The organism is Pseudomonas sp. SIMBA_041 (genome assembly GCF_046535095.1).
In the GTDB taxonomy this organism is placed as follows: Bacteria; Pseudomonadota; Gammaproteobacteria; order Pseudomonadales; family Pseudomonadaceae; genus Aquipseudomonas; species Aquipseudomonas mucoides.
The window spans coordinates 318,948-345,940 of record NZ_JAWRXJ010000002.1; the positions used below are offsets into that span (position 1 = coordinate 318,948).

At 60.4% G+C, this 26,993-nt stretch carries 24 protein-coding genes, 1 tRNA gene and 1 pseudogene; 6 read left to right on the forward strand and 20 right to left on the reverse strand.

What is annotated here, in order from left to right; genetic code table 11:
• Nucleotides 1–12: 12 nt before the first annotated feature.
• The 11 genes from SB725_RS05170 to SB725_RS05220 all read right to left on the reverse strand — a co-directional run bounded on the left by SB725_RS05170 (nt 13) and on the right by SB725_RS05220 (nt 14,334).
• Nucleotides 13–1,620, reverse strand: a complete 1,608-nt coding sequence (locus SB725_RS05170) for a 5-guanidino-2-oxopentanoate decarboxylase (protein WP_410921398.1) — start codon at nt 1,618–1,620, stop codon at nt 13–15.
• 10 nt (nt 1,621–1,630) lie between these two features.
• Nucleotides 1,631–3,730, reverse strand: coding sequence for an acetate--CoA ligase family protein (locus SB725_RS05175; protein WP_410921399.1), 2,100 nt, complete (start codon nt 3,728–3,730; stop codon nt 1,631–1,633).
• Between the two features lie 18 nt (nt 3,731–3,748).
• Nucleotides 3,749–4,909: an acyl-CoA dehydrogenase family protein gene (locus tag SB725_RS05180; RefSeq protein ID WP_059181450.1), complete on the reverse strand. Its 1,161-nt coding sequence runs from the start codon at nt 4,907–4,909 to the stop codon at nt 3,749–3,751.
• Between the two features lie 41 nt (nt 4,910–4,950).
• The gene (locus SB725_RS05185) at nt 4,951–5,742 is read right to left on the reverse strand and encodes an enoyl-CoA hydratase/isomerase family protein (RefSeq protein WP_410921400.1); all 792 of its coding nucleotides are present in this window, start codon (nt 5,740–5,742) and stop codon (nt 4,951–4,953) included.
• A gap of 332 nt (nt 5,743–6,074) precedes the next feature.
• The gene (locus SB725_RS05190) at nt 6,075–7,487 is read right to left on the reverse strand and encodes an amino acid permease (RefSeq protein WP_027925895.1); all 1,413 of its coding nucleotides are present in this window, start codon (nt 7,485–7,487) and stop codon (nt 6,075–6,077) included.
• Nucleotides 7,488–7,680: 193 nt separating this feature from the next.
• Nucleotides 7,681–9,942, reverse strand: a complete 2,262-nt coding sequence (locus tag SB725_RS05195; protein WP_410921401.1) for an ATP-binding protein — start codon at nt 9,940–9,942, stop codon at nt 7,681–7,683.
• Complete coding sequence (locus SB725_RS05200; RefSeq protein WP_027925897.1) at nt 9,939–10,712, reverse strand: substrate-binding periplasmic protein; 774 nt, start codon at nt 10,710–10,712, stop codon at nt 9,939–9,941. Before SB725_RS05200 ends, SB725_RS05195 begins: the two co-directional genes overlap by 4 nt.
• A 5-nt stretch (nt 10,713–10,717) precedes the next feature.
• A complete protein-coding gene (locus tag SB725_RS05205; RefSeq protein ID WP_027925898.1) occupies nt 10,718–11,434 on the reverse strand; it encodes a response regulator in 717 nt (238 codons plus the stop codon).
• A gap of 92 nt (nt 11,435–11,526) precedes the next feature.
• On the reverse strand, nt 11,527–12,174 hold the full coding sequence (locus SB725_RS05210; RefSeq protein ID WP_027925899.1) for a TetR family transcriptional regulator C-terminal domain-containing protein: 648 nt from the start codon (nt 12,172–12,174) through the stop codon (nt 11,527–11,529).
• 251 nt (nt 12,175–12,425) lie between these two features.
• Nucleotides 12,426–13,208 (reverse strand): class II aldolase/adducin family protein, encoded by a 783-nt coding sequence (locus tag SB725_RS05215; protein ID WP_027925900.1) that lies wholly within the window; start codon nt 13,206–13,208, stop codon nt 12,426–12,428.
• 76 nt (nt 13,209–13,284) lie between these two features.
• Nucleotides 13,285–14,334 (reverse strand): ABC transporter substrate-binding protein, encoded by a 1,050-nt coding sequence (locus SB725_RS05220; protein WP_194939869.1) that lies wholly within the window; start codon nt 14,332–14,334, stop codon nt 13,285–13,287.
• Between the two features lie 217 nt (nt 14,335–14,551).
• On the opposite strand from SB725_RS05220, the gene SB725_RS05225 reads away from it, so the two are divergent.
• Together SB725_RS05225 and SB725_RS05230 are read left to right on the forward strand one after the other, a co-directional pair.
• Nucleotides 14,552–16,513, forward strand: a complete 1,962-nt coding sequence (locus tag SB725_RS05225) for an FAD-dependent oxidoreductase (RefSeq protein ID WP_059181454.1) — start codon at nt 14,552–14,554, stop codon at nt 16,511–16,513.
• 65 nt (nt 16,514–16,578) lie between these two features.
• Nucleotides 16,579–17,184, forward strand: coding sequence for a cupin domain-containing protein (locus tag SB725_RS05230; RefSeq protein WP_050590239.1), 606 nt, complete (start codon nt 16,579–16,581; stop codon nt 17,182–17,184).
• A 29-nt stretch (nt 17,185–17,213) separates the two neighbouring features.
• On the opposite strand, the gene SB725_RS05235 is transcribed toward SB725_RS05230, so the two are convergent.
• Together SB725_RS05235 and SB725_RS05240 are read right to left on the reverse strand one after the other, a co-directional pair.
• Nucleotides 17,214–17,546, reverse strand: coding sequence for a hypothetical protein (locus SB725_RS05235; protein ID WP_027925904.1), 333 nt, complete (start codon nt 17,544–17,546; stop codon nt 17,214–17,216).
• 171 nt (nt 17,547–17,717) lie between these two features.
• Nucleotides 17,718–17,900, reverse strand: a pseudogene (locus SB725_RS05240) (toxin-antitoxin system HicB family antitoxin); the annotation flags it as partial.
• Between the two features lie 605 nt (nt 17,901–18,505).
• Here SB725_RS05240 and SB725_RS05245 point away from each other — a divergent pair.
• The gene (locus SB725_RS05245; RefSeq protein ID WP_059181455.1) at nt 18,506–18,796 is read left to right on the forward strand and encodes a DUF3077 domain-containing protein; all 291 of its coding nucleotides are present in this window, start codon (nt 18,506–18,508) and stop codon (nt 18,794–18,796) included.
• 140 nt (nt 18,797–18,936) lie between these two features.
• Here SB725_RS05245 and SB725_RS05250 read toward each other — a convergent pair.
• From SB725_RS05250 to dapA, 5 genes are all read right to left on the reverse strand, one after another.
• Nucleotides 18,937–19,026: transfer RNA gene (locus SB725_RS05250), tRNA-Ser, on the reverse strand.
• 84 nt (nt 19,027–19,110) lie between these two features.
• Entirely contained in the window at nt 19,111–19,824 is a 714-nt protein-coding gene (gene purC, locus SB725_RS05255) for a phosphoribosylaminoimidazolesuccinocarboxamide synthase (RefSeq protein WP_007944067.1), read from the reverse strand.
• Nucleotides 19,825–19,852: 28 nt separating this feature from the next.
• A complete protein-coding gene (locus tag SB725_RS05260) occupies nt 19,853–20,611 on the reverse strand; it encodes an MBL fold metallo-hydrolase (RefSeq protein ID WP_123433871.1) in 759 nt (252 codons plus the stop codon).
• Between the two features lie 4 nt (nt 20,612–20,615).
• Complete coding sequence (bamC, locus tag SB725_RS05265) at nt 20,616–21,731, reverse strand: outer membrane protein assembly factor BamC (RefSeq protein WP_027925528.1); 1,116 nt, start codon at nt 21,729–21,731, stop codon at nt 20,616–20,618.
• A 17-nt stretch (nt 21,732–21,748) separates the two neighbouring features.
• Complete coding sequence (dapA, locus tag SB725_RS05270; protein WP_027925529.1) at nt 21,749–22,627, reverse strand: 4-hydroxy-tetrahydrodipicolinate synthase; 879 nt, start codon at nt 22,625–22,627, stop codon at nt 21,749–21,751.
• A gap of 325 nt (nt 22,628–22,952) precedes the next feature.
• Between dapA and SB725_RS05275 the strand changes: the two genes are divergently transcribed.
• The gene (locus SB725_RS05275; RefSeq protein ID WP_027925530.1) at nt 22,953–23,513 is read left to right on the forward strand and encodes a glycine cleavage system protein R; all 561 of its coding nucleotides are present in this window, start codon (nt 22,953–22,955) and stop codon (nt 23,511–23,513) included.
• A gap of 10 nt (nt 23,514–23,523) precedes the next feature.
• Nucleotides 23,524–23,997, forward strand: coding sequence for a peroxiredoxin (locus tag SB725_RS05280; RefSeq protein ID WP_027925531.1), 474 nt, complete (start codon nt 23,524–23,526; stop codon nt 23,995–23,997).
• A gap of 114 nt (nt 23,998–24,111) precedes the next feature.
• Here the strand turns inward: SB725_RS05280 and SB725_RS05285 are convergent, their stop codons facing one another.
• Both SB725_RS05285 and SB725_RS05290 read right to left on the reverse strand, forming a co-directional pair.
• The gene (locus SB725_RS05285; protein ID WP_027925532.1) at nt 24,112–25,182 is read right to left on the reverse strand and encodes an AI-2E family transporter; all 1,071 of its coding nucleotides are present in this window, start codon (nt 25,180–25,182) and stop codon (nt 24,112–24,114) included.
• Between the two features lie 31 nt (nt 25,183–25,213).
• On the reverse strand, nt 25,214–25,453 hold the full coding sequence (locus SB725_RS05290; RefSeq protein ID WP_027925533.1) for a sulfurtransferase TusA family protein: 240 nt from the start codon (nt 25,451–25,453) through the stop codon (nt 25,214–25,216).
• 98 nt (nt 25,454–25,551) lie between these two features.
• Here SB725_RS05290 and SB725_RS05295 point away from each other — a divergent pair, with 98 nt between their 5' ends.
• On the forward strand, nt 25,552–26,985 hold the full coding sequence (locus SB725_RS05295) for a M48 family metalloprotease (RefSeq protein WP_027925534.1): 1,434 nt from the start codon (nt 25,552–25,554) through the stop codon (nt 26,983–26,985).
• Nucleotides 26,986–26,993: the final 8 nt, after the last annotated feature.

Here is a 26,993-nt window from a genome sequence, read left to right on the forward strand (position 1 = left end):
AGAAAATGAAAATCAGTGCGCGCACGCGTGCTTGAGTTCGATCAGGGTCACGCCGTTGCGCTTGAAGCCGTGGCGCAGATCGGTTTGCAACTCGGCGAGGCTTTGCGGCTGGCTCACGGTGCAACCGAAGGCGCGACCGAGGGCGGCGAAATCCGGGTTGCGCGGCAGTACGCCAATCGGTTCGATGTCGAGCCCGAGCATGTCATCGCGAATCTGCCCCAGCGCGTCGTTGTTCCACAGCAGCACCACCAGCGGGCTGTCGAGCTCTTCGACGGCGGTCGCCAGCTCTTGCGCGGTGTAGAGGAAACCACCGTCGCCGACCAACACCAGCCCTGGCCGCTGCGGCACGCCGAACTTGGCGCCGATGCCGGCTGGCAAGCCATAGCCCAAGGTGCCGTAACCGGTCGGGTGCAACCAGCTGCGCGGTGCCAGGCTGTTGAAGGCGTAGTTGCCGGTGTAGGCCAGTTGGGTCATGTCGGTGCTGATGAACGCGTCGGCCGGCAACTCGGCGGCGATACGGTCAAGGATCGCCTGGTGAATCGACTGCAACGGGCCATGGCTTGCCTTCACAGCTTCGCGCAAGGCCCCGACGGCAGAAATCGCTGCGCTGGCATCACGCGCGGTGGACGGTAGACGTTCCAGCAGCGCGACGAGGGTTTGTTGGGCATCACCGTGCAATGCCACCGCACACGGGTAGAAATCGTTGAACTTGCGCGGGTCGATGTCCACGCGCAGCAGTTCGGCATTCAGCGGCAAGCGCTCGCGCCAGAAATCGGTGTCGGCCATTTCAGTGCCGACCGCCAGCACTGCATCGGCCTCGGCGATCAGGTTCCAGCCGGGTTCAACGCACAGGGTCGAGCCCGCGTTCAGCGGCGCATCCGGCGGCAACAAACCTTTGCCGGCGACGCTGGTGAACAGCGGCGCGGCGAGTCGGGTGCTGATCTCTTGCAGCGCTTGTTGCGCATTCAACGCGCCGCCACCGGCAATGATCATCGGCCGCTTGGCGTTTTGCAGCTTGGCCACAGCCTCGTCCAGCGCGGTGGTTGAGGCGGCGCCACGACCTGGACGACGGACCACGTCGTTGCTCCAGTCGCGGCTGATTTTTGCCGACAACACGTCCAGCGGCACCGAGATGTGCACCGGGCGTGGACGCTCGCTGTCGAACACCGCGTAGGCCCGGGCGATCAGTTCGGGCAGGTCCTCGGCGCTCAATGCGACCGCCGAGAACGCGGTGATCGGTGCGGTGATCGCGCGTTGGTCCTGGGTCTCGTGCAGACAACCCCAACCCTTGCCGAGGCTGGCGGTGTGGTTGACGCTGGAAATCACCAGCATCGGAATCGAGTCGGCATACGCCTGGCCGATACCGGTGGCAGCATTGGTCACGCCCGGCCCGGTGATGATGAAGCACACGCCCGGTTTGCCGCTGACGCGTGCATAGCCGTCAGCCATGAAACTGGCGCCCTGCTCGTGGCGGGTCAAGACGTGGCGTATGCCGCTGCCGGGCAAGCCGCGATACAACTCCAGCGTGTGCACGCCGGGAATGCCGAACACGGTGTCGACGCCGTAGTTGGCCAGCAGACGCACCAGGGCCTGGCCACCGGTCAATGTTGTGGTTTGCATGTTCACATCCTCACTCGTGGCCAAGGCGAATCAACGCATCGACCGCAGTCGTGCCAGCGGCACCGACCAACAATGGGTTCACATCGAGTTCCAGCAACTGCCCGGCGTTTTCGCAGGCGTAATCGGCCACCGCACGGATCGCTGTCACCAGCGAATCCAGATCCGCCGCTTCGCGTCCGCGAAACCCTTGCAGCAACGCCGCACTGCGCAGGCTTAAAACGGCCTTGCGAATGGCGCCGTCGGTGGTCGGCAGCAGCAGGCTGCGGCTGTCTTTGAGCAACTCCACCAGAATCCCGCCAGCACCGATAACCAAGGCGAGGCCGAAGTCGTTTTCGCGTTTGATACCGACGATCAATTCAGCCAGCGGCGGTTTAGCCATCGGCTCCAGCAGCACGTGATCGAACGGCACCTGCGGCGCGTACTCGGCAATGCTTGCGCGCATTTTTTCCAGGGCGGCGCTCAGGGCCGTGGCGTCCTTGAGGTTCAGCGCTACGGCACCGGCTTCGGTTTTGTGTGGCAGTTGCGCGCTGACCGCTTTGAGCACCAACGGATAACCCAGTGCGTCGGCGTCACTCAGCGCGTTGTCCGGCGTGCTCATTACGCCGTTGGGCGTCGGCAGGCCGAAGGCATGCAATGCTTTTTTCGAATCCCACTCGTTGAGCAATCGTCCTTCTCCAACCAAGGCGTGCGGACAGTGCGGCACCAGCGCCGACTCACCGAGCGCCAGCAGCGCCTGATGATTGCGTTGATAACCGGCGATTCGTCCCCACGCCGCCAAGCCGTCTTCCACGCCTTGCAACGCAGCGACGCCTTGCGCATGCAGACGTTCACGAGCGTGAGCCGGAAGCAATTCGGGAAACGCCGAGGTGACGAAACCGGTCTTGCCGTGGCGCACCAGCGCGGCGCAAAACAGCTCCAGCAGCAGGTCGCATTCCTTGCGCTCCCCGGTGAACTCAGCCGGGTAATCAAGCACCAGCATCGCGGCGTCGGCTTCGGTGCGCAGGGCACTGTCGAGCATGCGGTTCAACGCTTCGCCGTCACCCCAGATCGCCGTGGTGAAATCCAGCGGATTGACCAGGTTGGCGTAGGTTGGAAGGACCTGTGCCAGTTCCCCGACCTGGCCTTCATCGAGCTTGGGCAGGCTCAAGTCATTGCGTTCGGCGTAGTCGGCAATCAGCCCGGCATCGCCACCCGAACAGGCCAAAGCAATCAGGCTGTTACCCGCCGGCAACTGGCCGCAGGCCGCGGCTTTCAGGGTTTCGACAAAACTCACCGGGCCACTGACTCGGATCACGCCGAGGCGCGCAAACAGGCTGTCGTAGAGCGCGTCGGAGCCCGACAGCGAACTGGTGTGACTGAGCGCCAGTTCGGCACCGATCTGCGACACGCCGGTTTTCAGGGCGATGATCGGGATGCCCTTCTCCAGCGCCTTGTGTGCGGCACGGGCGAAACCCGGCACGTTTTTCAGGCCTTCGAGGTGCAGGCCGATGGCCGTGACGCGCGGCTCATCGAGCAACACGTCCATCAATTCGGCAATGCCCAGTTGCGCCTGATTGCCGACCGACGCCATGTAGGCCACCGGCAGCGAGCGGTCGCTCATCGACAGGTTATAGGCGAAGTTGCCGCTCTGGGTCAGCACGGCAACACCCTTCTCCACCGGTTTGCCGCCATGGGCCACCGGCCACAGCGCGGAGCTGTGCAGGTAGTCGAGCAAGCCGTAGCAGTTGGGGCCGAGCAACGCCATGTTGCCAGCCGCTTTGAGTAACTGTTGTTGCAAGGCCTGGCCTTCAGCGCCGGTTTCGGCAAACCCGGAGGCGTAGCAGATCGCGCCGCCCGCGCCCTTGGCCGCCAGTTCGGCGACGCAGGTCAGGGTCAGTTCGCGGTTGGTCGCGATGAACACCGCGTCCGGGCCGCACGGCAGTTCGGCGATGTTGCGCACACACGGCACGCCTTCAAGTGTGTCGTGCTGCGGATTGACCAGCCACATCTCGCCCAGGTAGCCACCTTCGGCGCAGCGCTTGAGCGCGCGGGCCATGCTGCGGCCACCGACAAACGCCAGATGGCGCGGTGCGAGCAGGCGTTTGAGGTTGTCACGAATCGTCTGCGACATAAACATTCTCCGGGCCGATCAGCGCAACAGCGGCCGCAGCAATTCGCGGGAAATGATGTGGCGCTGGATCTCCGAGGTGCCTTCCCAGACACGCTCGATCCGCGCGTTACGCCAGATGCGCTCCACCGGGCATTCATCCATCAGGCCCATGCCACCGAAAATCTGCACCGCCTCATCAGCGACCTTGCCGAGCACTTCACTGGCGAACAGTTTGGCCATGCCGGCTTCGCCATCGGTCATGGTGCCCTGGTCCATTTTCCACGCGGTGTGCAGGGTCAGCAGTTCGGCCGCGCGGATCTGCGTGACCATGTCCGCGAGCTTGAACGAGACACCTTGATAGGTGCCGATTGGCTGGCCGAACTGCTTGCGATCCGCCGCCCATTGCAGCGACACATCCAGCGCCCGTTGCGCCTGACCGACGCAGTTGGCGGCAACCATGACGCGCCCGGCAGTCAGCCAGGCGTTGGCCACGTCCCAGCCCTTGCCGACTTCGCCCAGCACTTTGGACGCGGGGACACGGCAATCGTCGAAGAACATTTCGTAGGTGTGGTAACCGCGGTTGCTCACGCACTTCGGACCGCGGCGGATGGTCATGCCCGGCGTGTTGCGGTCGACCAGGAACGAGGTCACGGCATTGCGCTGGCGGCCGTTGTGCTCGTAGGTGTCGGTCACCGCGAAGACGATGGCGAAGTCGGCGTGGCCGGCGTGGCTGATGAAGTGTTTGCTGCCATTCAGAATGAAGTCATCACCGTCGCGGACGGCGCGGGTCTTGATCGCGTTGGCGTCGGAACCGGCACCCGGTTCGGTCAGCGCGAAGCAGTCGATTTTCTCGCCCTGGATGCACGGCAACAGGTAGTCGTTGATCTGATCACCGGTGCAGGCCATGAGGATTTTCGACGGCCGGGCAACGAACACATGCAACGCCCAGGAGACCTTCGACAGCTCACGTTCGATCAGCGCCTGAGACAGGTAGTCCAGACCGCCGCCGCCGACTTCTTCCGGCATGTTGAAGGCATAGAAACCGGCGGCAATGGCCTTGCCGCGAATCTGTGCCGCCAGCTCCGGGGAAACTTCGTCGGCACGGTCGACCGCTTCCTCATGGGGCAGCAGTTCCTTGGCGACAAAACTGCGTACCGCGTCCACCAACATTTCTTGTTCTTGGGTCAGTTGGAAATTCATGGGGCTACCTGTTGTTCGTGTGCTGGAGGTGGTGTCGGGACTTAGCGACCGATGAAATTGGCCGGGCGTTTTTCGATCGAGGCGCGCAAGGCTTCGTTGCCGTCTTCGCTGCGGCCGCACAACAGGCCGGCGGCGAGTTCGGCTTGCAGCTGCTCGGGCAGGCTGCGCTGAGCGCCTTCACGCATGAGTTTTTTGGTCTGGGCGAAGGCAAATGTCGGGCCGTTGGCGAGGCGCGAAGCAAGTTCAGTGGTGACGTCGAGCAGTTGCTCATCGGCGCAGACTTCGCCAACCAGGCCGGCGGCCAACGCGCGATCGGCGCCCCACAATTCGTCGAGGAACAACAGGCGTTTGGCTTGTTCAGTACCGATCAGCTGAGGCAGATGCCAACTGGCGCCAGCGTCCGGCGAGTAAGCCATGCTGGTATAGCCGGCCTTGAAGCGCGCCGATTGCGCAGCGATGCGTAAATCGCAGCACAGCGTCAGGTCCATGCCGGCGCCGACGGCAGTGCCGTTGATGGCGGCGATGGTCGGTTTTTCCAGGCTGTACAGACGACTCATCAAGGCGTGAGCGGTTTCGGTCCAGCCGTAGGTTTCAAGGGCGCCACGGGCTTCGGCTTCGGCCCATTCGGCCAGGTCGGCACCGGCGCAGAAACTGCGACCGCTGCCGGTCAGCACAACGACTCGCACGGAGGGGTCGGCGTTGAATTGGTCCAGCAAGGCGTGGAGGTTTTTCAGGGTCGGGATGTCCAGCGCATTGCGCTGGGCCGTGCGATTGAGGGTGATCCAGGCAACGCCGGCTTCAACCTGACTGAGCAGAGAAGATTGAGTAGTCATGCGAATCCTCGAATTATTGTGATTGGTCTGAGGTGATGCGACTTGAGGTCATACTAAACGAGTGTTCAGTAAGGCGGCAATCGGCAGGAAAATGCGCTGTAACAGCTTAAAAAGCTGTCTATCTAATTGTATTTAAAGGATTTATTTTATTTATCCAGCGCCATGAAGATAGCGCTGTTACAACTTCGAACAACTGCCTACAGCCCACCGCAAAACAACTGTGGGAGCGAGTTTGCTCGCGATTGCGGTATCACATTCAACATCTCTGCTGACTGATCGACCGCTATCGCGAGCAAGCTCGCTCCCACAGGGAATCGTTTGGAATCAGGAAATTAAACGGTCGGCAAACTCGGTGCCAACACCGCTTCGCGCTTGCGATGAATCAGGAAGTACGCGCCGTAGCACAACGCAATAAACCCAAAGCCCCAGTACAGCGAAGGCCGTTGCGTTTCATCCAGCGCGAGAAACACAAACAATGAGCAGCACAACGCAATGCACGTCAGCGGCAGAAGCGGGAACCACGGCGCCCGGTACTTCAGATCACTGAGCTTGCCGCCATCACGCAGATACGCCCGACGGAATTTGTACTGCGCCAACGCGATCACAATCCAGGTCACGGTGCCGGACATGCCACTCACTGCCATCAGCACCATGAACAGCGTGTCTGCCGCGACAAAACTGGTCATCAGCGACACCAGTGCAAAGCACAAGGTGATGCTCAGCGCCCGCAGTGGTACGCCGCGTTTGCTCAAAGGCGACAGGCTTTTCGGCGCCATGCCGGTCTTGGACATCGCCCACAGAATGCGCGTCGAGGCATACAGGCCGGAGTTGCCCACCGACAGAATCGCCGTGAGGATCACGAAGTTCATCAGGTCAGCGGCATAAGGAATGCCGACCATGTCGAACACCTGCACGAACGGACTTTCCATCAACCCGGCCTGCTGCCACGGCACAATCGCCGAGAGCACCACAATCGCCAGCACGTAGAAAATCAATACGCGAAACACCACGTTGCGCACCGCGCGCGGGATGCTTTTTTCCGGCTGATCGGTTTCGCCGGCGGCCACGCCCATGATCTCGCAGCCCTGGAAGGCATAGACCACGGTCATCATCACCGCGAACACCGCCGACAGGCCGTTGGGGAACAGTGAGTCGCCGATCAGGTTGTTCATCATCGGCGCCGGAGCACCACTGGTCAGCGGGATGGCGCCGAAGATCACCAGCACGCCGACGACGATAAAGCCCAGAATCGCCGCGACCTTGATCCCGGAGAACCAGTATTCCGCTTCACCGAAGGCGCGGGTCGCCAGCGCGTTCAAACCGAACAGCACCACCACGAACAGCGCCGACCAATACCAGATCGGCACCGCCGGAAACCAGCGCGTCATCAACATGCCCGCCGCCGTAAATTCCAGGCCCACAGTGGTCGCCCAGCTCATCCAGTACACCCAGCCGATCATGAAGCCGGTGGCCGGCCCGATGAATTTGGTGGCGTGGGTTTGAAACGAGCCGGACACCGGCATTTGTACGGACAGTTCGCCCAGGCAGACCATCACCAGGTACATCAGGAAACCGGCGACCAGATACGCCAGAATCGCGCCCACCGGCCCGCCCTGGTTGATGGTCACGCCGGAGCCCATGAACAGCCCGGTGCCGATCACGCCGCCCAGCGACAACATGAAAATGTGCCGGCTTTTCAGGGCGCGGGTGAGTTGGATGCCTTTGGTTTCGGTAGATTCGCTCATGTTCGCCCCTCAATAGTCAGCAAGGTGTGCGGCATGGCGCGGGGAAGGATCAGCTTTACGGCAGTTCATTATTATTATCTCCAATAAGCTTCGAAGACCGCGCTGTGGCGGTTGCCTCGATTATTGGAAGCGCATGTAAGGTCCGATTGACCGTAAAGATCAAAGTTGTAAAAAGTCGTAACGAACTTGTACGTCAGCGGGACAACAACTCAGCCAGCGTCTGTTGCGAACGCCGCAATTGCGCATGAAGTTGAGAAGCCAAGGTCCGCATCGTCTGCTCATCATTGACCATCGCGGCCTCTTCCAAAGCGCGCAGCACATTGGCCAACGCACGAAAGCCCAATGAGTCGCAGCTGCCGGCCAGTCGATGGGCCAGGTGGGCGACTTCAGTGCAATCGTCAGCCTCGATGGCTTCGGTGAGTGCGTCACGATGCTGATGGATCGAGTCACGCAACACCGCCAGCAAGCCCTGCAGTTTCTGTTCCCCGAGCAAGGTCCGATGGGTGTCCAGCAGCGGCCAGTCCATCGCCTCGTCATCTGGTTGCGATGTGGACACCGGCAGTTGCCCGGCCAGCACTTGTCGCAGGTTTTCGAGCTTCAGCGGCTTGGCGAGAATGCCGTCCATGCCGGCCTCCAGATAACCGCGCATCAAGGCCGGCTGCACGCTGGCGGTCAGGGCGAAGATCCGCGCCTGACGGTTCGGGCCTTGGGTGTGGCGGATCAGCTTGCACAGCTCGACGCCGCTGATGCCCGGCAGGTGCACATCGAGCAGGATCAAATCGAAGGCTTGCCCGGCACACTGCGCCAGCGCCTGCTCGCCTTCTTCGGCAAGCCAGACCTGATGCCCGTCACGCTGCAACAAGCCGCTGACCACTTCGCGGTTCAGCGCCACATCCTCGACCACCAGCACCTTCAGCGCCTGCACCGACTCGCTGCTGTGCGCCACCGTGGTGAGGCCGGTAGACGCCTGCAACGTCAGTTCGAACCAGAAACAACTGCCCCGCCCGACTTCGCTTTCGACGCCAATCCGCCCGCCCAACTGCTCGACCAGATGCTTGCTGATCGCCAGCCCGAGCCCGGTTCCGCCAAAGCGTTGCGCCACCTCTTCGCTGGCCTGGGTGAAACGTTCGAAGATCTTCTCCTGCATGGCCGGGGCGATGCCAATGCCGTTGTCTGTCACGCTCACGCGCAGCCGTTGCCCGGCCTGTTCCGGACCTTGAGCCAGCAGCGCGACGTCGACCTCAACCTTGCCGCCCTCGGTGAACTTGATCGCGTTGGCCAGCAAATTACTCAGCACCTGACGCAAGAATTGCTCGGCTCCGTGATGGCGCTCGGCGACCTGTGGATCGATTCGACAGTGCAGCGTCGTGTCGTTGCTCAGCGCGCGCGGTTCCAGCAGCGTCAGCACCTCATCGAGCAATTGCCGGACCGAAAAGTCGACCGGTTCCGGGTGACTGACGCCCTCCTCCAATCGCGCGAAATACAGCACTTCGTTGAGAATCGACAGCAGCCCTTCGCCCGCCTTGTACAGCGCATCCAGACGTTTGCCGTCACGCTCATCCAGACGTGCGCCGCGCAGCAATTCGGCCATGCCGAGAATGCCGTTGAGCGGGGTGCGCAACTCGTGGCTCATGGTCGCCAGAAAACGCGACTTGGCGAGGTTGGCGGCCTCGGCTTCGTCCTTGGCGCGCATCAGGCTGGCGGTGCGGCGCTCGACCAGCCTGAGCAATTCATCACGGTTGTCTTGCAGGGCCAGCCGATCGGTTTCGCGGCGGTCAATGTCGCTGAGAATGGCCCGGCGCATGTCGTCCAGCGCGTGGGCCACGGTGTCGATTTCGTCTTCGTGAACGTGCCGGCGTTTGTCCAGGTGCAACGGCTCGTGCCAGTCACCGGCAGCGATGCGTCGGGCAAACTCGGCCATGACTTGCAGGTGCCGGGTGACCAAGCGGTAGAACAGCCCCGACAACGCCACGGCCAGACCGCACAGAAACACGCTCATCCACAGCAGGCTGGTCAAACCGGTGGCGAACAGGCGCTGATGCACCGCGCCCAGATCGGTGCTGACCTCCAACTGGCCCAAGTGCCGTGAAGGCCCGGTTGGTGGTTGATAATCCAGTTCAAAACGCTCGATGCGCAACGGCCCGATCGGGTCGGCATTGCCTTGCAGCAGATCGAAATCGGGGCTGATCAGGTGCACCCGCGCCACATCGGAAAAGTCCACCAGGCCCCGCAACTGCACGTTCAGTTGTTCCTGGTTCAAGTCCCAGAGACTGCGCTCCAGACTGGCCAGGTAACCGGCCCGAATCAGCTCCATGCGCGAGTCGATGTCGCGCATCTCGCGGCGGTATTCGAAGTACAGCTGCACGGTGCTCGCCAGCACGGTGAAACACAGGCTGAACAACAGAATAAACAGCAGCAGACGTCGCAGTAATCCACCCGGACGCGCGCGGATCATTTGGCGTTCGCCGGCAGGTTGACCATGTCACGGTAGGTGACTTCGCTTTCATTCAACCACTGCTCGACTTCTCCAGCATCGACCATGCGTTTCAGTTGCGCGTCGATCTGCGGCATGCGCTTGGCCAAGGGGGACTTGCGCGATATGGCCACCCGCAAATAGTCGACGCTCAAGGCATTCGGTAGCGCGACGATGTCTTGCGCGCCCGGCAGGTTCTCGACGTACAGCTGACCGGTGCGTCGTTCCGAGGTGATGAAATCGATACGTGCGCGGATCAGTTTGCCGAAGTTCTGGCCGCTGTCAGAGACCCATTCGATGTTCTGGTGTTGCGCGACCAAGCGATCGAAATCGACGCCGTAACTTTCACCGAACAGCAACCCGCCACGGTAATGGGCCAGGTCCTCCAGACGCTCGAATTTCACCGGGTGCTGACGATTGATGAACAACGCTACCTCCTCGCGCAACACCGGCACCGTCGAAAACACCATGCTCTGCTCCCGTTGCGCGGTGCTATAAGCCAACACCACATCGACCCGGCCTTCAGCGACGTCGAGCAGGCAGCGCTTCCAGTTGCCCAGCACGACGATGTCGACGTCATAACCCAGTCGCCCAAAGAGGTTTTTCACCACGCTCGGGGCCAGGCCGCGTACTTGTTTGCCGTCACTCCAGGAGATCGGCGGGTAGACCGGGTAGTCGCAGTAGCGCACTTTTTCCGCGGCCATCGCGCGGGTCGCGGCCAGCGCCAACAGCAGGCCAAATACCCGCCACATCGGGTTCAGGCCGCCACGCTGGCGGTGAACAGGTAACCGGCGCCGTGAATGGTAATGATCAATTGCGGCTCGGCCGGGTCGTCGTGCAACTTGCGGCGCAAGCGTCCGACCAGCACGTCGATGGAGCGATCGTTGGGTACCCATTCGCGGTTGCGGATCTGGTCCATCAATTGATCGCGGCTCAAGGTGTGGCCGCTGTTGCGCAGGAACACGCTGAGCAATTGGTACTCGCCGTGGGTCAGCAGGGTTTCGGTGCCTGTCGGGTCGATCAGTCGTCGGCGGTCGGTGTCCAGCGCCCAGTCAGCGAACTGTTTGACCGGTTTGGCGACGGCTGCCACCGGTTGCGGCGTTTGCGCGTGACGCACCCGGCGTATCAGGTTTTTCGCCCGGGACACCAGTTCGCGAGGGTTGAGCGGTTTGATCACGTAGTCATCGGCGCCGCATTCAAGGCCGACGATGCGGTCGATTTCGTCGTTGCGCCCGGTGATCAGAATGATCCCGACTTCCGAACGCACCCGCAGCTCCCGGGTCAGCGTCAGGCCGTCCTTGCCCGGCAGGCGGATATCGAGCATCACCAGATCGACCGTCTGGCTCGCCAGGAACGTGTCGGCCAGCTCCGCCGTGGCGGCGCAATGCACCTCGTAACCTTCCTGGGACAAGTAGGCCTGCAGCAGTTCGCGAATCAACGGATCGTCGTCGACGATCAATACCCGAGGAGTCATCGCATGGTGTCCCGCGTATGCCCGAAGGCGTGTTTCTTATTAGAGTGTTTTGTTGCTGTGGCGCCAGAGAGTATCGACTGCTGAACGACTGATCAACAGCCCGTCGTCTGGACGCAAAACCGTTGGCGACCGCCCGCTTGCAATCCGTCGACCCAGGCTTCGCAAATCTGGATGCCCTGCTCCGGCGTGAACGTGCCGGGGTTGAGGCCCGACTCCAGCCACAAACCGTCGAGCAAGGCGCTGAGGCTGATGGCGGCGAGATCGGCGTCAAAATTTTCCCAGTTTTCTTCCTGTGCCAGATCGGTCAGGACCTTGCGCAGGATGCCGCGGTACTCGCCGTAGGAATGTTCGTGTGCGAGGTTGATCGACTCGGCGGTACGCACCGCGCCCCAGAATGCCAGCCAGGCGTCGATCAATTGCGGATCGAGCAATTCGGCGGAAAACGAACCGCGGAAGAATGCCGACAGTCGTTCGCGGGCGTTGGGTGCCGCATGGGCCATGGCCTCGCGCAGCAGGCTCATGACGCGGCCGGTGATCGCGCGGTAGGCCTCGGCCACCAGTTCATCCTTGCCAGAATAGTGATGGCTGATCAGCCCGACCGAAACACCGGCCTCGGCGGAAATCTTGCGGATCGAGGCGCCCTGGAAACCGTGGCGCTTGAGGCACACCAGCGTCGCCTCGATCAGATTGGCCTTGCGCAACTCCGGCTCCATGCGGGAAAAACGGGCTTCCTGACTCATGCGCGACACTCTCCGTGGGATCAATCGTTAGGGACGCGGTGGGTTAATCCGCGCGCTGAACGACTGTACAGCAAGAGGGTGGAAAGTCTCTAGTCGGTTGCAGGGTTCTGAGACCGTGTCGCGCCCATCGCGGGCAAGCCACGCTCCCACATTTGATCTGAGTTGCACCCGATTATTTGTGCCCGACACAAAACCCTGTGGGAGCGAGCCTGCTCGCGAAGGGGCCAGCCCGATCAATAGAGGAACATCGGTCAATCCCGATAACCCGGCGCCACCCGATCAAGCAATCGCAGCATCGCAGCCCAAGCCAATTGCATGGCATCCGGGTCACTCAACTCGCCTTCTTCCAGCGGCCGGCCAGGGTCATTGAACTGGCGCTCGGTGTGTTCGCAAACCTCCGCCGACGGCAACACCAACTCACCCGCTGCCTGCGCGGCAAGCTGAATTTCGCAAGCTTTCTCCAGATAATACATGCGTAAAAACGCCTGGCTGACGGTCTCCCCCACAGTCAACAAACCATGGTTGCGCAGCATCAACACCGGCTTATCACCAAGGTCCCGCACCAGACGTTCCTGCTCACCCATGTCCAGCGCCACCCCTTCATAATCGTGGTACGCAACCCGGCCATAGAACTCCATCGAGATCTGGTTCACCGGCAACAACCCGCACTTCAACGCCGCGACCGCACATCCGGATTTGGTATGGGTGTGCAGCACGCACTGCGCGTCTTCACGAGCCCCGTGAATCGCGCTGTGAATCACAAACCCCGCCGGATTCACCGGGTACGGCGACGCCTCCACGGCATGGCCATCCAGGCCAATCTTCACCAGGTTGGACGCGGTGATTTCATCGAACATCAACCCATACGGATTGATCAGGAAGTGATGCTCAGGCCCCGGTATCCGCACCGAGATGTGGGTAAAGATCAGATCGGTCATGCGAAAGTGCGCGATCAATCGGTAGCAGGCGGCCAACTCCTCACGCAGGTGTTGCTCGGTGGCGCTGCGCTGAGAAAACGTGGCGATCTCGTTCATTGTTGTTAAGTCTCCAGGCTGATCGACTGCGCGAAACAGTAAGGCTGGACGCGCTGCCACGTCCAGCCGCTTGCGATTACTTGCTGGCCCAGGCGTTGAAGCGCTCTTCAAGTTCTTCACCGTGATCCACCCAGAACGCCACGTCCATCGACAGCGCACCCTTCAGGTTTTGCGGCGCGGTGGGCACCCATTGCGCGAGTTTGCTGTCCAGCTTGGCGGCGGCTTCGGTATTGGTCGGGCCGTACGGAATCTGCTCGACGTACTTGACCTGAGCATCCGGCTGATTGGCGAAGGCGATAAAGCGCTTGGCCTGATCGACATGTTTCGAGCCTTTGATGATCGCCCAGTAATCCATGCCATACAGACTGCCCGGCCAAACCAGCCCGAGGTGACTGCCGTTTTGCGCGGCAGCGGCCACACGTCCGCTGTAGGTCGAGGTCATCACCACATCCCCGGCCGTCAGCCATTGCGCCGGTTGCGCGCCGGCCTCCCACCATTGGATGTAAGGCTTGAGCTGGGTGAGCTTGGCGAAAGCGCGGTCGACACCTTGCGGGGTGTTCAACACGGAATACACGTCCTCGACTTTCACCCCGTCGGCCAGCAAGGCGAATTCCAGGTTGTACACCGCGCGTTTACGCAGGCCACGCTTGCCGGGGATTTTCTGCACGTCCCAGAAATCTGCCCACGACGTCGGGGCCTGCGCCAGTTTCTGCGTGTCGTAGGCAATCGCCACGCTCCATACCAGCGCCGCCGAACCGCACGCCTGTGCCGCATCGGGTATCAGTTGATCGACGCGGCCGAGTTTGCTCCAGTCGAGTTTCTCGTACATGCCTTCATCGCAGCCGCGCATCAAGTCCGGGCCTTCGATCTGCACCACGTCCCAATCAGCATTGCCGGTATCGACCATCACTTTGATCCGGGCCATCTCGCCGTTGTATTCACTCTGGATCAGCTTGCTGTGATCCGCGACGCTAAACGGCTGGAAAAACGCCACATCCTGGGCTTTCTGGCCGGCACCGCCGTAACCTACCACCACCATGTCCGGTGCTGCCTGAGCGCTGCCCAGGCCCATGGCCAGGGACAGCATCAAGGGATAAAAACCGTGCTTGAGCGTGTTCGATTTCATCAGTGGTTCCTCTTGCAGGTGCCACGCGACTCAACGCCGCCGTGACCCTTTTTTATTGTTGTGAGGTTCGCCCCAGGTGCGGGCGCCAAATGAATCTACTGCGAGCGACAGTAAAAAAACAAGTTGATTTTTTACTGAAGGTAAATTTCTATAGGCAAATAATAACAACGCCGAAAACCCGGCCTTTCGGCTTCAGCCTGCCCGGAGTACCCGCACCATGCCGTCCTCTTCCGCCGCTTTTGCACACCTGTTCGAACCCTTGCAGCTGCGGGGCAAACGCCTGAAAAATCGCATCATGTCCAGCGGTCACGACACGTCGATGCCTACCGACAACCTGGTCAACGAGCAACTGATCGCCTATCACACCGCGCGAGCCGAAGGCGGTGTCGGGCTGATCGTGCTGCAAGTGGCCGGGGTGCATGACAGCGCGCGGTACACCTCGCACGTGCTGATGGCGACCGATGACGCGTGCATCGAGGGTTATCGAAAGATTGCCGAGAGCTGCCACGCACACGGCACCGTGGTGCTGTCGCAGATCTTCCACCCGGGGCGCGAAATCATGGAGTCCAGCGATGGCCTGCTGGCCGTCGCGTACTCGCCATCGGCGGTGCCCAACGAACGCTTCCGGGTGATGCCGCGGGCGCTGGATCAGACGATGATCGACGAGATCGTTGCCGGTTACGGGGCGGCGGCCCGACGCTTGTATCAGGCCGGAATCGACGGCGTCGAAGTGGTCGCCAGCCACGGTTACCTGCCGGCGCAATTCATCAATCCACGGGTCAACCGTCGCACCGATGGCTACAACGGTGAGCTCGACCAGCGCCTGCGTTTTCTGCGCGAAGTAATCGCCGCCGTGCGCGCCAACACCGACGAGCATTTCATCATCGGCCTTCGCATCTCCGCCGACGAACGTGATCCCGAAGGGCTGACCGAAGACGAATCCTTATCGGCCGTGCAATCGCTGCAACCGCTGCTGGATTACGTGCACATCGTTGCCGGCACCTCGGCGTCCTTGGGCGGAGCGGTGCACATCGTGCCGCCGATGGCGATCGAAGCGGCTTATCTGGCCAAGGAGGCCGGAACGTTCAAGGCCGGCCTGTCGATTCCGCTGTTCGTCACCGGGCGCATCAACCAGCCGCAGGAAGCCGAGTTGATTCTGTCGCGCGGTCAGGCCGATGTCTGCGGCATGACCCGCGCGCTGATCTGCGACCCGCAAATGCCCAACAAGACCGACACCGGCCACGTCGAAGATGTGCGCGCCTGCATCGCCTGCAATCAGGCCTGTATCGGTCACTTCCACAAAGGCTTGCCGATTTCCTGCATCCAGCACCCGGAAACCGGGCGCGAATTGATCTTCGGCCAACGGCAACCGGCGAAGCAACGTAAACGCATCATGATCGCGGGCGGTGGTCCCGCCGGCATGAAGGCTGCTGCCGTCGCCGCCCAGCGCGGACACGACGTAACTCTGTACGAAGCCAACTCGCAACTCGGCGGCCAGGTTTTGCTCGCGCAACTGTTACCAAAACGCGCTGAATTCGGCGGCGCCAGCACCAACCTGCAACGGGAAATGGAACTGGCCGGCGTGCGCGTGGTGCGCAACACCCGCGTCGACCGGGCGCTGGTTGAGCGCGAACGGCCGGACATGGTAATCGTCGCCACCGGTGCCGAACCGTATTGGCCGGCGTTCGAGCGCGGCGGTGACTTACAGGTGGTCGACGCCTGGCAAGTGCTGCGCGACGAGGTACAAATCGGTCGTTCGGTGATGGTGGTCGACTGGCGCTGCGACTGGATCGGCCCCGGCATCGCCGAACGCCTGGTCCGCGCCGGGCATCAAGTGCAACTGGCGGTCAACGGCACCCATTGCGGGGAAAACCTGCCGCTGTACGTGCGTGATCAACTGGCCGGCGAACTGCACAAGCTCGGCATCCCGATCACCCCCTACGCCCGCCTCTATGGCTGCGACGACAACACCGTCTACCTGCAACACACCGCCAGCGGCGAGCCGATGATCTTCGAAAACATCGACACCCTGGTGCTCTGCCAGGGCCATCAACCCGTCGATACCCTCGGCGCAGAACTGCAAGGCCTGGTGGAGTTTCGCCGCATCGGCGACTGCCTCGCCCCGCGCACCGCCGAAGAAGCCATCTACGAGGGTTTGAAAGTCGCCTGGGAGCTTTAAGGCTGTTTATACTCCGGGGTTTTGCGAACCCCGGTTTGGAGCACGCCATGAGCAACAGCAGCAAGATGCAGCCTGCCACTGGCGCGCCCATACAGGACGCCGCCACGCCTTCGGCGGAACCGCATTTTCTCGGCACTCGAATTCGAGGCTTGCGCAAACGCCGGGGCATGACCCTGGCCGAACTGGCGCAGATGAGCGAATTGACAGCGGGCTACATCAGCCAGCTCGAACGCAACCTCGCCTACCCTTCCATCCCGGCCCTGTTCAACATCGCCCGGAGCCTGGGCGTGACCATTCAATGGTTCTTCGCCAGCGAAACGCAAACGGCGCCGGAAGATGACGGCATTGTCGTGCGCAAAAACACCCGGATGAGCGTGCATTACGAAGACGGCATCGTTGATCACCTACTGACGCCGCAGCCGAATCGGCAACTGGAGATGCTGCACTCACGGTTTCCGCCGGGGGCTTACAGTCAGCAAAGTTACAGCCATGAAGGTGAAGAGGCGGGGTATGTGCTGTCGGGCAGTTTTGAGTTGTGGGTCGGGGAACGGCACTTTTCGCTGGGTGAAGGGGATAGCTTTAGTTTTTCCAGCCAGGAACCGCATCGGTATGGGAACCCCGGGGAGGTGGATGCGGTGGTGATTTGGGTGGTGACGCCACCTACGTTTTGAGGGTTTGGCATTGGCCGCCGAATGTCAGCTCACAGGCTCTTCTGTTGAGTTGAATCATCAGCAGACAGGATGAGCGGCGGCTGCGCTACCAGCTCTGAATCGGTATCAGCGTTCGCTTGAGGTTGGGGTTTGGCGGTGAACAATGGGGCTAATAGTCGCCGTATACCTTCTTCAATGAATGAAAGAAGTCCGAAGGTGATGAAGCCGAAAATCAGCCCGGCGACCAGAATACTCAGCGGGTGTATTCGGGAGGCGTCAGTGCTGTCCATCATGTAAAAGAAAGCCTGAACACCGGCGGCTACGCAGGCCGCTACGGCTGTTATCAGCTTCACAGACAACCAAAGCCGTTGCCATTTGTTCATGCGTCCTCCGTCATCCGGATATTTGTTGTGTATTGCATGATAGCTAATGACGTGGATTTGCCTTGTTTCCTGAATTTGGAATGGTGCTTCGCGGTTATCGCTTGGCGGTAGTGATACCGGATTGGTGGGCTATCACGGTCGTCATTCGGTACCGCGTGCTAGGCGGGTCGAGAGATTGGCACGCGTATCCAGATAATCAGTGACGGCCACTTCAAATGCTTCTCGAAGCTCCCGTACTGACTCGCCATGAAAGCCAACGATATCCTTGATGCACGTGATGTGGCCGACAAACAGGCTGTCTTCTTCGCTGTATTCAATGCGGGCGGTATAGCCTTGGTAGTTCATTTCGTTCATGGGGTGACTCCTGCTTGTCCAAGAAAAGCCCTCACATCACGAACTACGTTGGGTCTTGCTTCTTTGAACGTCTGGTGCCCGGCGTTTCGAGCAGTCGCTGAATGTTTGGCGTTCAGGTTTTGTGTTTCACGGTTACCAGAATATCTGGGTGACTCTCGACGAGGTTGTAGGCAAAATCCGAGAGTTGCGTAAGGGGGTATGCTTGCTGTGCTTTTGAGCAGGTTGCCGCCTTGTGGCCATATATTCGACGGGATACTCTCCAGACGTCGCTGAACATTCAGCGATCGGGCTTGGAAACCCGTTGAGTCACGCAACAGCAACCCCATGACTATTGCAGCCGTTTTTTGCCTGCAATGCTGTGTTATGGCGGCTGTGCGTGGGACGCCCTCGGGCGTGCCGGTCTCCTTGACTCCCGGTTTCCAACCTGCGCGCAGCTGCCACCCATTCGCTTGGAAACGAAGTGGCAGCTCTTTATGTCAAGGAGTTGGACAAATGCACATTGTAAATCCGTACAAATTTGGTCTTTTCTCTCTGCGCGACTCCATGTTGCGTAAAGCTCCTTCGCTCGATCTCCTCCAAAACCGCCCCTTCACTGGAGGTGGAAAATGACCGAACCTGCAGAAACAAAAACGATCGGCTTCACCCCTATCTATTGCTCAGACAATGCAATGTTCCACGTCAGCGCGGGTGTGCCCATCAGTGTTGCATTGGCACAGGCCTCGGACTTCCTGTTCCTGGCCAAGGCACTCACAGAGGACGCAGCTTATGCAAAAGACACCGACCGTCATGCTTGGGCTGCGCACTATTTGACTTCGATGGGAAAAGCGCTAATCGATGATGTGGTGAAGGCTGTTTCGCCACGGCCTGTTCGGAAGAGTGAAAAGACAGCAAGTTAGTGCCCCGCCACTCTGAGTATTCGCCCGAGATATCAGGGGCTTCCAACTCTGGTTGAAAGCGAAGCTAAAAATTCCCTGAGCGAAACATCAGAAACGAAAAAGCCCCGTAACTTTTCAGCTACGGGGCTTTTTCTATGTAATGGCGGAGAGATAGGGATTCGAACCCTAGGTACCGGTGAAGGTACAACGGATTTCGAATCCGTCCCATTCGGCCACTCTGGCATCTCTCCAACGGCGCGCATCATAACAACACTTTTGCCGGAAGCGAACCCCCTAACGCAAAATAATTCTGTGCTATCAGATGCTTGCGTCGATTAAAGCGGTACGCCCAGACGATTGGCGACTTCTTCGTAGGCTTCGATGACGTCACCGAGGCCCTGACGGAAGCGGTCCTTGTCCATTTTCTTGCCGGTGGCCTTGTCCCACAGGCGGCAGCCGTCCGGGCTGAATTCGTCGCCCAGGACGATGGAGCCGTCGTGGAATACGCCGAATTCGAGTTTGAAGTCGACCAGCAGCAGGCCGGCGTCGTCGAACAGTTTGCTCAGGACTTCGTTGACCTTGAGCGACAGTTCTTTCATGCGAACCAGTTGCTCGGCGGTGCCCCAACCGAAGGCCACGACGTGGGATTCGTTGATGAACGGGTCGCCCTTGGCGTCGTCCTTCAGGAACAGTTCGAAGGTGTAAGGGTTGAGCTTCATGCCCTCTTCGACGCCCAGGCGCTTGACCAGGCTGCCAGCGGCGTAGTTACGCACGACGCACTCGACCGGGATCATGTCGAGCTTCTTCACCAGGCATTCGTTATCGCCCAGCAGTTTGTCGAATTGGGTCGGCACGCCGGCGGCTTCGAGTTTCTGCATGATGAAGGCGTTGAACTTGTTGTTCACCATGCCTTTGCGGTCGAGCTGCTCGATGCGCTTGCCGTCGAACGCCGAGGTGTCGTTGCGAAACAGCAGGATCAAGCGGTTAGCGTCATCGGTCTTGTAAACCGATTTGGCTTTGCCGCGGTAGAGTTCTTCACGTTTTTCCATGATGGGCTCCGCTTGCTAAGTAGGTGGGCTAGGCGATGTGTCGCCAGTCGAGCCCTGAATCTTGATCGGCCAGTTGCAGCCAGTCGGGGTCGCACCCGAGGGTGTCGACAAAACATTGCCGGGCCAGCTGCGGCAGGTTGTTCTTGCTGCTCAGATGGGCCAGGACCAGGTGTTGCAGGCCTTGCCAGCCCAACTCAGACACCAGGAATGCCGCCTGGTGGTTGTTCAAATGTCCCAGTTCACCGCCCACCCGCTGCTTGAGAAAGTAGGGGTAGTGACCGCGAGCCAGCATGTCACGGCAATGGTTGGACTCGATCATCAACGCATCGAGGTCCCGATAGCCGTCCAGCACCGTGTTGCAATACGAGCCCAGGTCGGTCAGCAGGCCGAAGCGCCGCTCACCGTCGCTGAAGACGTATTGCGTCGGCTCCTGTGCATCGTGGGCCACGGCAATGACGCCGATGCTCAGAGCGCCGATCTGCAGTTGCTCGCCGCCGGCCAGAAGGCCAGCCGGTTCAATCGGTTTGCGCATCCCGCGCAGGGTCCCGCGACTGAGGTAGACAGGCAGATTGTAGCGCCGAGACAGCAAACCCACGCCATGCACGTGGTCGGCATGTTCGTGGGTCACGAGTATCGCGCTCAACTGCGCAGGGTTCACACCCAGGCGCAGCAGGCGTTTTTCGGTTTCTCGCAGGGAGAAACCACAATCCACCAGCACATACGTGTCATCGCTGGCTACCAGCGTGCCGTTCCCTTGGCTACCGCTGCCGAGAACGGCAAAACGCATGTGATCAGCCCAGTTTGTCCTGAATCTCACTCAACACTTTACGCGCCACGTCTGCCGGCGCCACGGTGTTGATGTTTTTCTCGACGGTTACCTGGACGTTTTCACCGACCTTGCTCAGGCGAACCTGATAACGCTCGGCACGGGCTTCAACTTCTTCCTTGCTCGGCGCGCTGCCGAACAGGTTGCTGAAGAAGCCAGGCTTCTCGTCTTTCTTCTCGGCTTTTTCGGACAGGTTGATGTAGTACAGGCCCAGGCTGCGGTTGATGTCTTCAACGCGCCATTCGCCCTGTTCCAGCGCACGACCGACGCTCGACCAGGCACGGTCGAGGTCGTTGCCGACGTTCAGAACCAGGTTGCCGCTGCCGTCTTCGCTCATGCTGATACGACTTGGCGTATCGAAATCACGCGAAGCCAGCATGGAGACCGAACCGCCCTTCTCCGAAATGCGGCTCATGCTCGCGAGCATGTCGTCGACCAGTGCTGCATCCAGGCCGGTGTTGACCGAACGGTTGGTGAAGTCCACATCGGCGGTGCTGCCGGCAGGACGCTCGGCGCTGACCACATAGACTTCACTGGTGTTGCGCTGCACGCCCGGCTCGATCCGCACTCGCACGCGGGTCTGGCTGTCGGTGCTGACGCCGGCTGCGCTCAGGCGTTTAGCCATCGCTGCGGACAGTTCGTCGGAATGCTGCCAGGTCGTGGTGAATTCGCCGGTTTGCGGCTTTTGTTCATCCAGACGGAAACCGTTGTCCTGGAAGAACTGCACAGCCACTGGCCAGACTTCGGCCGGAGGGTTCTGCGCCAGGATCGAACGCGAATCGCCGACTTTCTGCAGGGAGTAGGCACTGGCATCGGCCGACGCCGACAACGGCTGCGGACGAGGAACGATGTATTCGCCCTTGGCGGTGTCATCGGCCACGTTACGCGGGATCGGCAGCAGCGGATCCAGACGTTTGGCGGTGGTGACATCCGGTGGCAATTGCATGGGTGCTGTCTGTTGCGCTTCCAGGTAGTCGCTACCACGGTCACGGAAATAACCTTCCGGGCCCCAGACCCATCCACAGCCACTGGTGCTGGAGATAATCAAGGCAAGTGCGGAAAGTCCGGCCATTCGCTTCATGCGTTGTACTTCCTCAATTAAACCAGGACGCCGCACTGGCGCAGGGCCGAGCGAAGCGTTTCATGACAAGGTGTGCTCAGCCAGGTCAGCGGCAGGCGAATGCCTTCATGCATCAGGCCCATTTCGACCAAAGCCCACTTCACCGGAATCGGGTTGGCTTCGATGAACAGGTCCTTGTGCAGCGGCATCAATTTTTCGTTGATGGCCCGTGCAGTCTCGGCGTCGCCCTTGAGCGCGGCCTCGCACAGGTCGGCCATTTCGCGCGGGGCAACGTTAGCGGTGACGGAGATATTACCCTTGCCGCCCATCAGGATCAGCTCGACAGCGGTCGGATCATCGCCGGACAGCACGATGAAGTCCTTGCTCACGCCATCAAGGATTGCCTTGGCACGTTTCAGGTCGCCAGTGGCTTCCTTGATACCGATGATGTTCGGCACGGTGGACAGGCGAATCACGGTCTCGGCCTGCATGTCGCAGGAGGTGCGGCCAGGAACGTTGTAGAGGATCTGTGGAATGTCGACCGATTCAGCGATGTGCTTGAAATGCTGGTACAAGCCTTCCTGAGTCGGCTTGTTGTAGTACGGAACGACCAGCAGGCAGGCATCGGCGCCGGCCGCTTTGGCGTTGCGGGTCAGTTCGACGGCTTCACGGGTCGAATTGGCGCCGGTGCCGGCGATCACCGGAATACGGCCATTGACCTGCTTGACCACGGCCTTGATGACCGCGATGTGCTCGTCTACGTCGAGGGTTGCCGACTCGCCGGTAGTACCGACCGCGACAATGGCATGGGTGCCGTTTTCAAGGTGGAAGTCCACGAGTTTGCTGAGGCTGTCCCAGTCAAGACGCCCTTGTGCATCCATGGGTGTGACCAGTGCCACCATACTGCCCGCAATCATGAAACCGCTCCTGCCGGAAAAAGAGAGCGGTAATGGTACTGGCGCCAAGATGCTTGCACAAGCAAAGTACTGCGCTGCCGCCATTCCCCTTGGCGTTGCTTTTCGCTACCCTTCAGACTTTGATCGGTACTGATAAGCTCGTACGCCAGGTTCAAGCCTCCATTTACGGCATCACAAGCCCCGATCCAGCGTTGCCACCCCTCGCTCCGGCCTCACTGGAGCACGTTGCAACTTGTGACTCGGGTTTTCTGAATTCGCATCCGCAGGCTTGTCCCCGAAAAAAGCCCTTAGTCGTACCGACCGCTCATCGCTTTAGGAATGCTGCATGTCCACCCCCACAGTTCGCGAACAATTCCTTGTCATCAGTGCCCTCGGCGCCAACCCCATGGAGCTGACTAACGTCCTGTGCCGCGCCAGCCATGAAAATCGCTGCGCCGTGGTCACTTCCCGCCTGACCCGTCATGGCGAGTGCAGTGCGTTGATCCTCGAGATTTCCGGTAGCTGGGACGCCCTGGCGCGTCTGGAAGGCAGCTTGCCGAGCCTCTCCAAAAAGCATGCGTTCACCGTCAATGTGGTGCGCAGCGCGGCCCTGGAGAACCGTCCTCAGGCGCTGCCTTACGTGGCTTATGTCAGTTCGGCCTACCGGTCTGACATCATCAATGAGCTGTGCCAGTTCTTCATGGACCACAACGTCGAGTTGGAAAACCTGACCTGTGACACCTATCAGGCGCCACAAACCGGCGGCACCATGCTCAACGCCACGTTTACCGTGACCTTGCCGGCTGGCGTGCAGATCAGCTGGCTGCGCGATCAGTTCCTGGATTTCGCCGACGCGCTGAACCTGGACGCGCTGATCGAACCGTGGCGCCCACAAAACCCAATGTAAGGAAGCTTTCATGGCCGTTGCCATCGACCAACCGGTTGCCGACTTCGAAGCACCCGCCACCAATGGACAGACCGTCAGCCTCGCGGGCCTTAAAGGCAAGCAAGTGGTGATCTACTTCTATCCCAAGGACAGCACGCCGGGTTGCACCACTCAAGGTCAGGGCTTTCGCGATCAGCTTGAGGCGTTTAAAGCGGCCAACACCGAAGTGTTCGGCGTGTCGCGTGACAGCCTCAAGTCCCACGAAAACTTCAAGGCCAAGCAGGCGTTCACCTTCGAGCTGATCAGCGACAAGGAAGAAGCGCTTTGCCAGCTGTTTGATGTGATCAAGCTGAAGAAGCTGTATGGCAAGGAATACATGGGCGTCGATCGCAGCACGTTCCTGATCGACAAGAACGGTGTACTGCGTCAGGAATGGCGCGGTGTGAAGGTGCCGGGGCATGTGGATGCGGTGTTGGCGGCGGCTCAGGCTTTGAATAAGGCCTGATTTTTTTGGCGCCTGTTACGACGCTATCGCGAGCAAGCTCGGCCCCACAGGTATCGTGATATTCCTGTGGGACCGAGCTTGCTCGGGATGGAGGCCATCAGCCTCACTGTAGTACTAAAGCAGCGGCGCGACTTCTGGCTCCTTGCGCGGCCACGCATCCAGCACGGCCTTGAACAGCGTCGCCAGCGGAATCGCAAAAAACACCCCCCAGAATCCCCACAACCCGCCAAACAACAGCACCGCGCAAATGATCGCGACCGGGTGCAGGTTGACCGCCTCCGAGAACAGCAACGGCACCAGCACGTTGCCGTCCAGCGTCTGAATGATCCCGTAGACCGCCATCAAATAGATGAACTGATCGCTCCAGCCCCACTGGAACAGAGCAATCAGCATGACCGGCACGGTCACTACCACAGCGCCGACGTAAGGCACCACCACCGACACGCCCACCAGCAAGGCCAGCAGCGCGGCGTAGTTAAGCCCCAGCACGACAAAACCGATGTAGGTCACACCGCCGCAGATGAAGATCTCGATGACCTTGCCGCGAATGTAATTGGCAATCTGCCGGTTCATTTCATGAGCGACGCGGGTGATCAACGCCCGTTCACGGGGCAGGTAACCGCGCACCCACTGGCCGATCATCTCCCGGTCCTTGAGGAAGAAGAACACCAGGATCGGCACCAGAACGAGGTAGATCATGATGTTCACCAGCAACGGCAGACTCGACAACGAGAACGTCAGCGCCCACTGGCCGAATTTGCCGATCTCGCCCCGTGCCACTTCGATGGCCTGCAATACCTGCTCATCGGACACCAGATGCGGATAGCGCTCGGGCAGCAGCAATAACAGCGACTGCCACTTGGCGAGCATGCCGGGCAACTCGTTGAACAGCGTAATCAGCTGATGCCACAGCAGCGGCACCAGGACAATCATGAAGACCAGCAGCGCCCCCATGAACAGTGTGAACACTAGCCCCACCGCCACGCCACCAGGCATGCGCAAACGTTCGAGGGTGGCCACCAGGCCATGCATGAGGTACGCCAGCACCATCCCGGCCAGTACCGGCGCGAGCATGCCGCCCAAGGTGAGCACGGCGGTGAATGCCAGCACCAGCAGCACCGCCAGCACCACGGCTTCTTCATCGGAAAAGTAGCGCTGAATCCAGTCGCGTAACACCTTGAACATCAATATTCCTTAAAAACGAACACAGCAGATTTCAGGCTTTTTTTAACCAGTAGCGGTAAACACCCGCCTCATCTTCTTCGCGAAGCAGCGTATGACCGGCCAATCGGGCAAAGGTGCGGAAGTCACGCTGCGAACCCGCATCCGTGGCGATTACCTTGAGCACCGCGCCGCTGGCCAGGCGATTGAGCTCCAGCTTGGCCTTGAGCAAGGGCAACGGACAATTCAGGCCGCTGGCGTCCAGTTCGACGTCATGCTCTACAGCGTCGGTCATTGTTTCACTCCGAGTCAGGTGGTTGAGTTGCCTAGAATATCTGGTCCCAAGCCCAGTGTCCGGCTACAGTAAGGTCTTTGTCGACTAAGGCTTTGTGCATGACTTTTTTGCGCCCTACCCTGCTGACGCTCGCTTGCCTGCTTGCCTCACCGGGCTTTGCCGACGACCTGCCGTCACTCGGCGACGCCAGTTCTGCCATCGTCTCGCCACAACAGGAACACCAGTTGGGCCGTGCGTGGCTGGCGCTGTTGCGCAGCCAGGTGGCGCAGCTCAACGATCCGCAGCTCAAGGATTACGTCGAATCCAGCGTTTACCGACTGGTGGAGACCAGCCAGGTCAATGACCGGCGCCTGGAGTTCATCCTGATCAACAGCCCGCAGCTCAACGCCTTCGCGGCGCCGGGCGGGATTGTCGGGGTCAACGGCGGCTTGTTCCTCAATGCGCAGACCGAGGGTGAATACGCCTCGGTACTGGCTCACGAATTGGCTCACTTGTCGCAACGCCACTTTGCCCGTGGCATTGAAGCGCAGCAACGCATGCAAGTGCCGATGATGGCCGCCCTGCTGGCCGGGATCGTGATTGCGGCGGCCGGTGCCGGCGATGCCGGGATCGCGGCCATTGCGAGTACGCAAGCGGCGGCGATCCAGGAACAGCGACGCTTCTCGCGTCAGAACGAACAGGAAGCCGACCGCATCGGCATCGTCAATCTGGAAAAAGCCGGTTACGACCCGCGCTCGATGCCGACCATGTTCGAGCGCTTGGGGCGCCAGTACCGCTTCGACGCCAAGCCACCGGAATTCCTGCTGACTCACCCGGTCACCGAATCGCGGATCGCCGACACCCGCAACCGCGCCGAACAGGCTCCGCAGGGCGGCATCGAGGACACCCTGCGTTATCAGCTGATTCGCGCGCGCGTCCAGTTGTTCTACGAAGAAACCCCTGGCCTGGGCGCCAAGCGCTTCCGTGCCCTGCTTGAAGAAAACCCGAAAAACGATGTCGCGCGCTATGGCCTGGCCATCGCCCAGATCAAGGGGGGTCAGTTGAATGAAGCTCGGGAGAACCTCAAGCCTCTGCTGGCCAAGGCGCCGAACGAGATCATCTATAACCTGGCGGAAGTCGATCTGGACATCACCAACAATCGCCTGCCGGATGCTCAATCACGCGTCGACCGGTTGCTCACGCAATACCCCGGCAACTATCCGCTGAATCAGGTGCGTGTCGATCTGCTGCTGAAACAGAACCGCACCGCCGATGCTGAAAAGGCATTGGAAGGCCTGCTCAAGTCACGCCCGGACGATCCTGACGTGTGGTATCAGGTGGCCGAGACTCGCGGCCTTTCCGGCAACATCATCGGCCTGCATCAAGCTCGCGCGGAGTACTTTGCATTGGTCGGCGACTATCGTCAGGCCATTCAGCAACTGGACTTCGCCAAGCGTAAGGCTGGCAGCAACTTCCCGTTGTCTTCGCGTATCGATGCACGTCAGCGTGAGTTGATGGAGCAGGAGCGCATGATCAAGGACATGATGGGCTGACGGCCTGG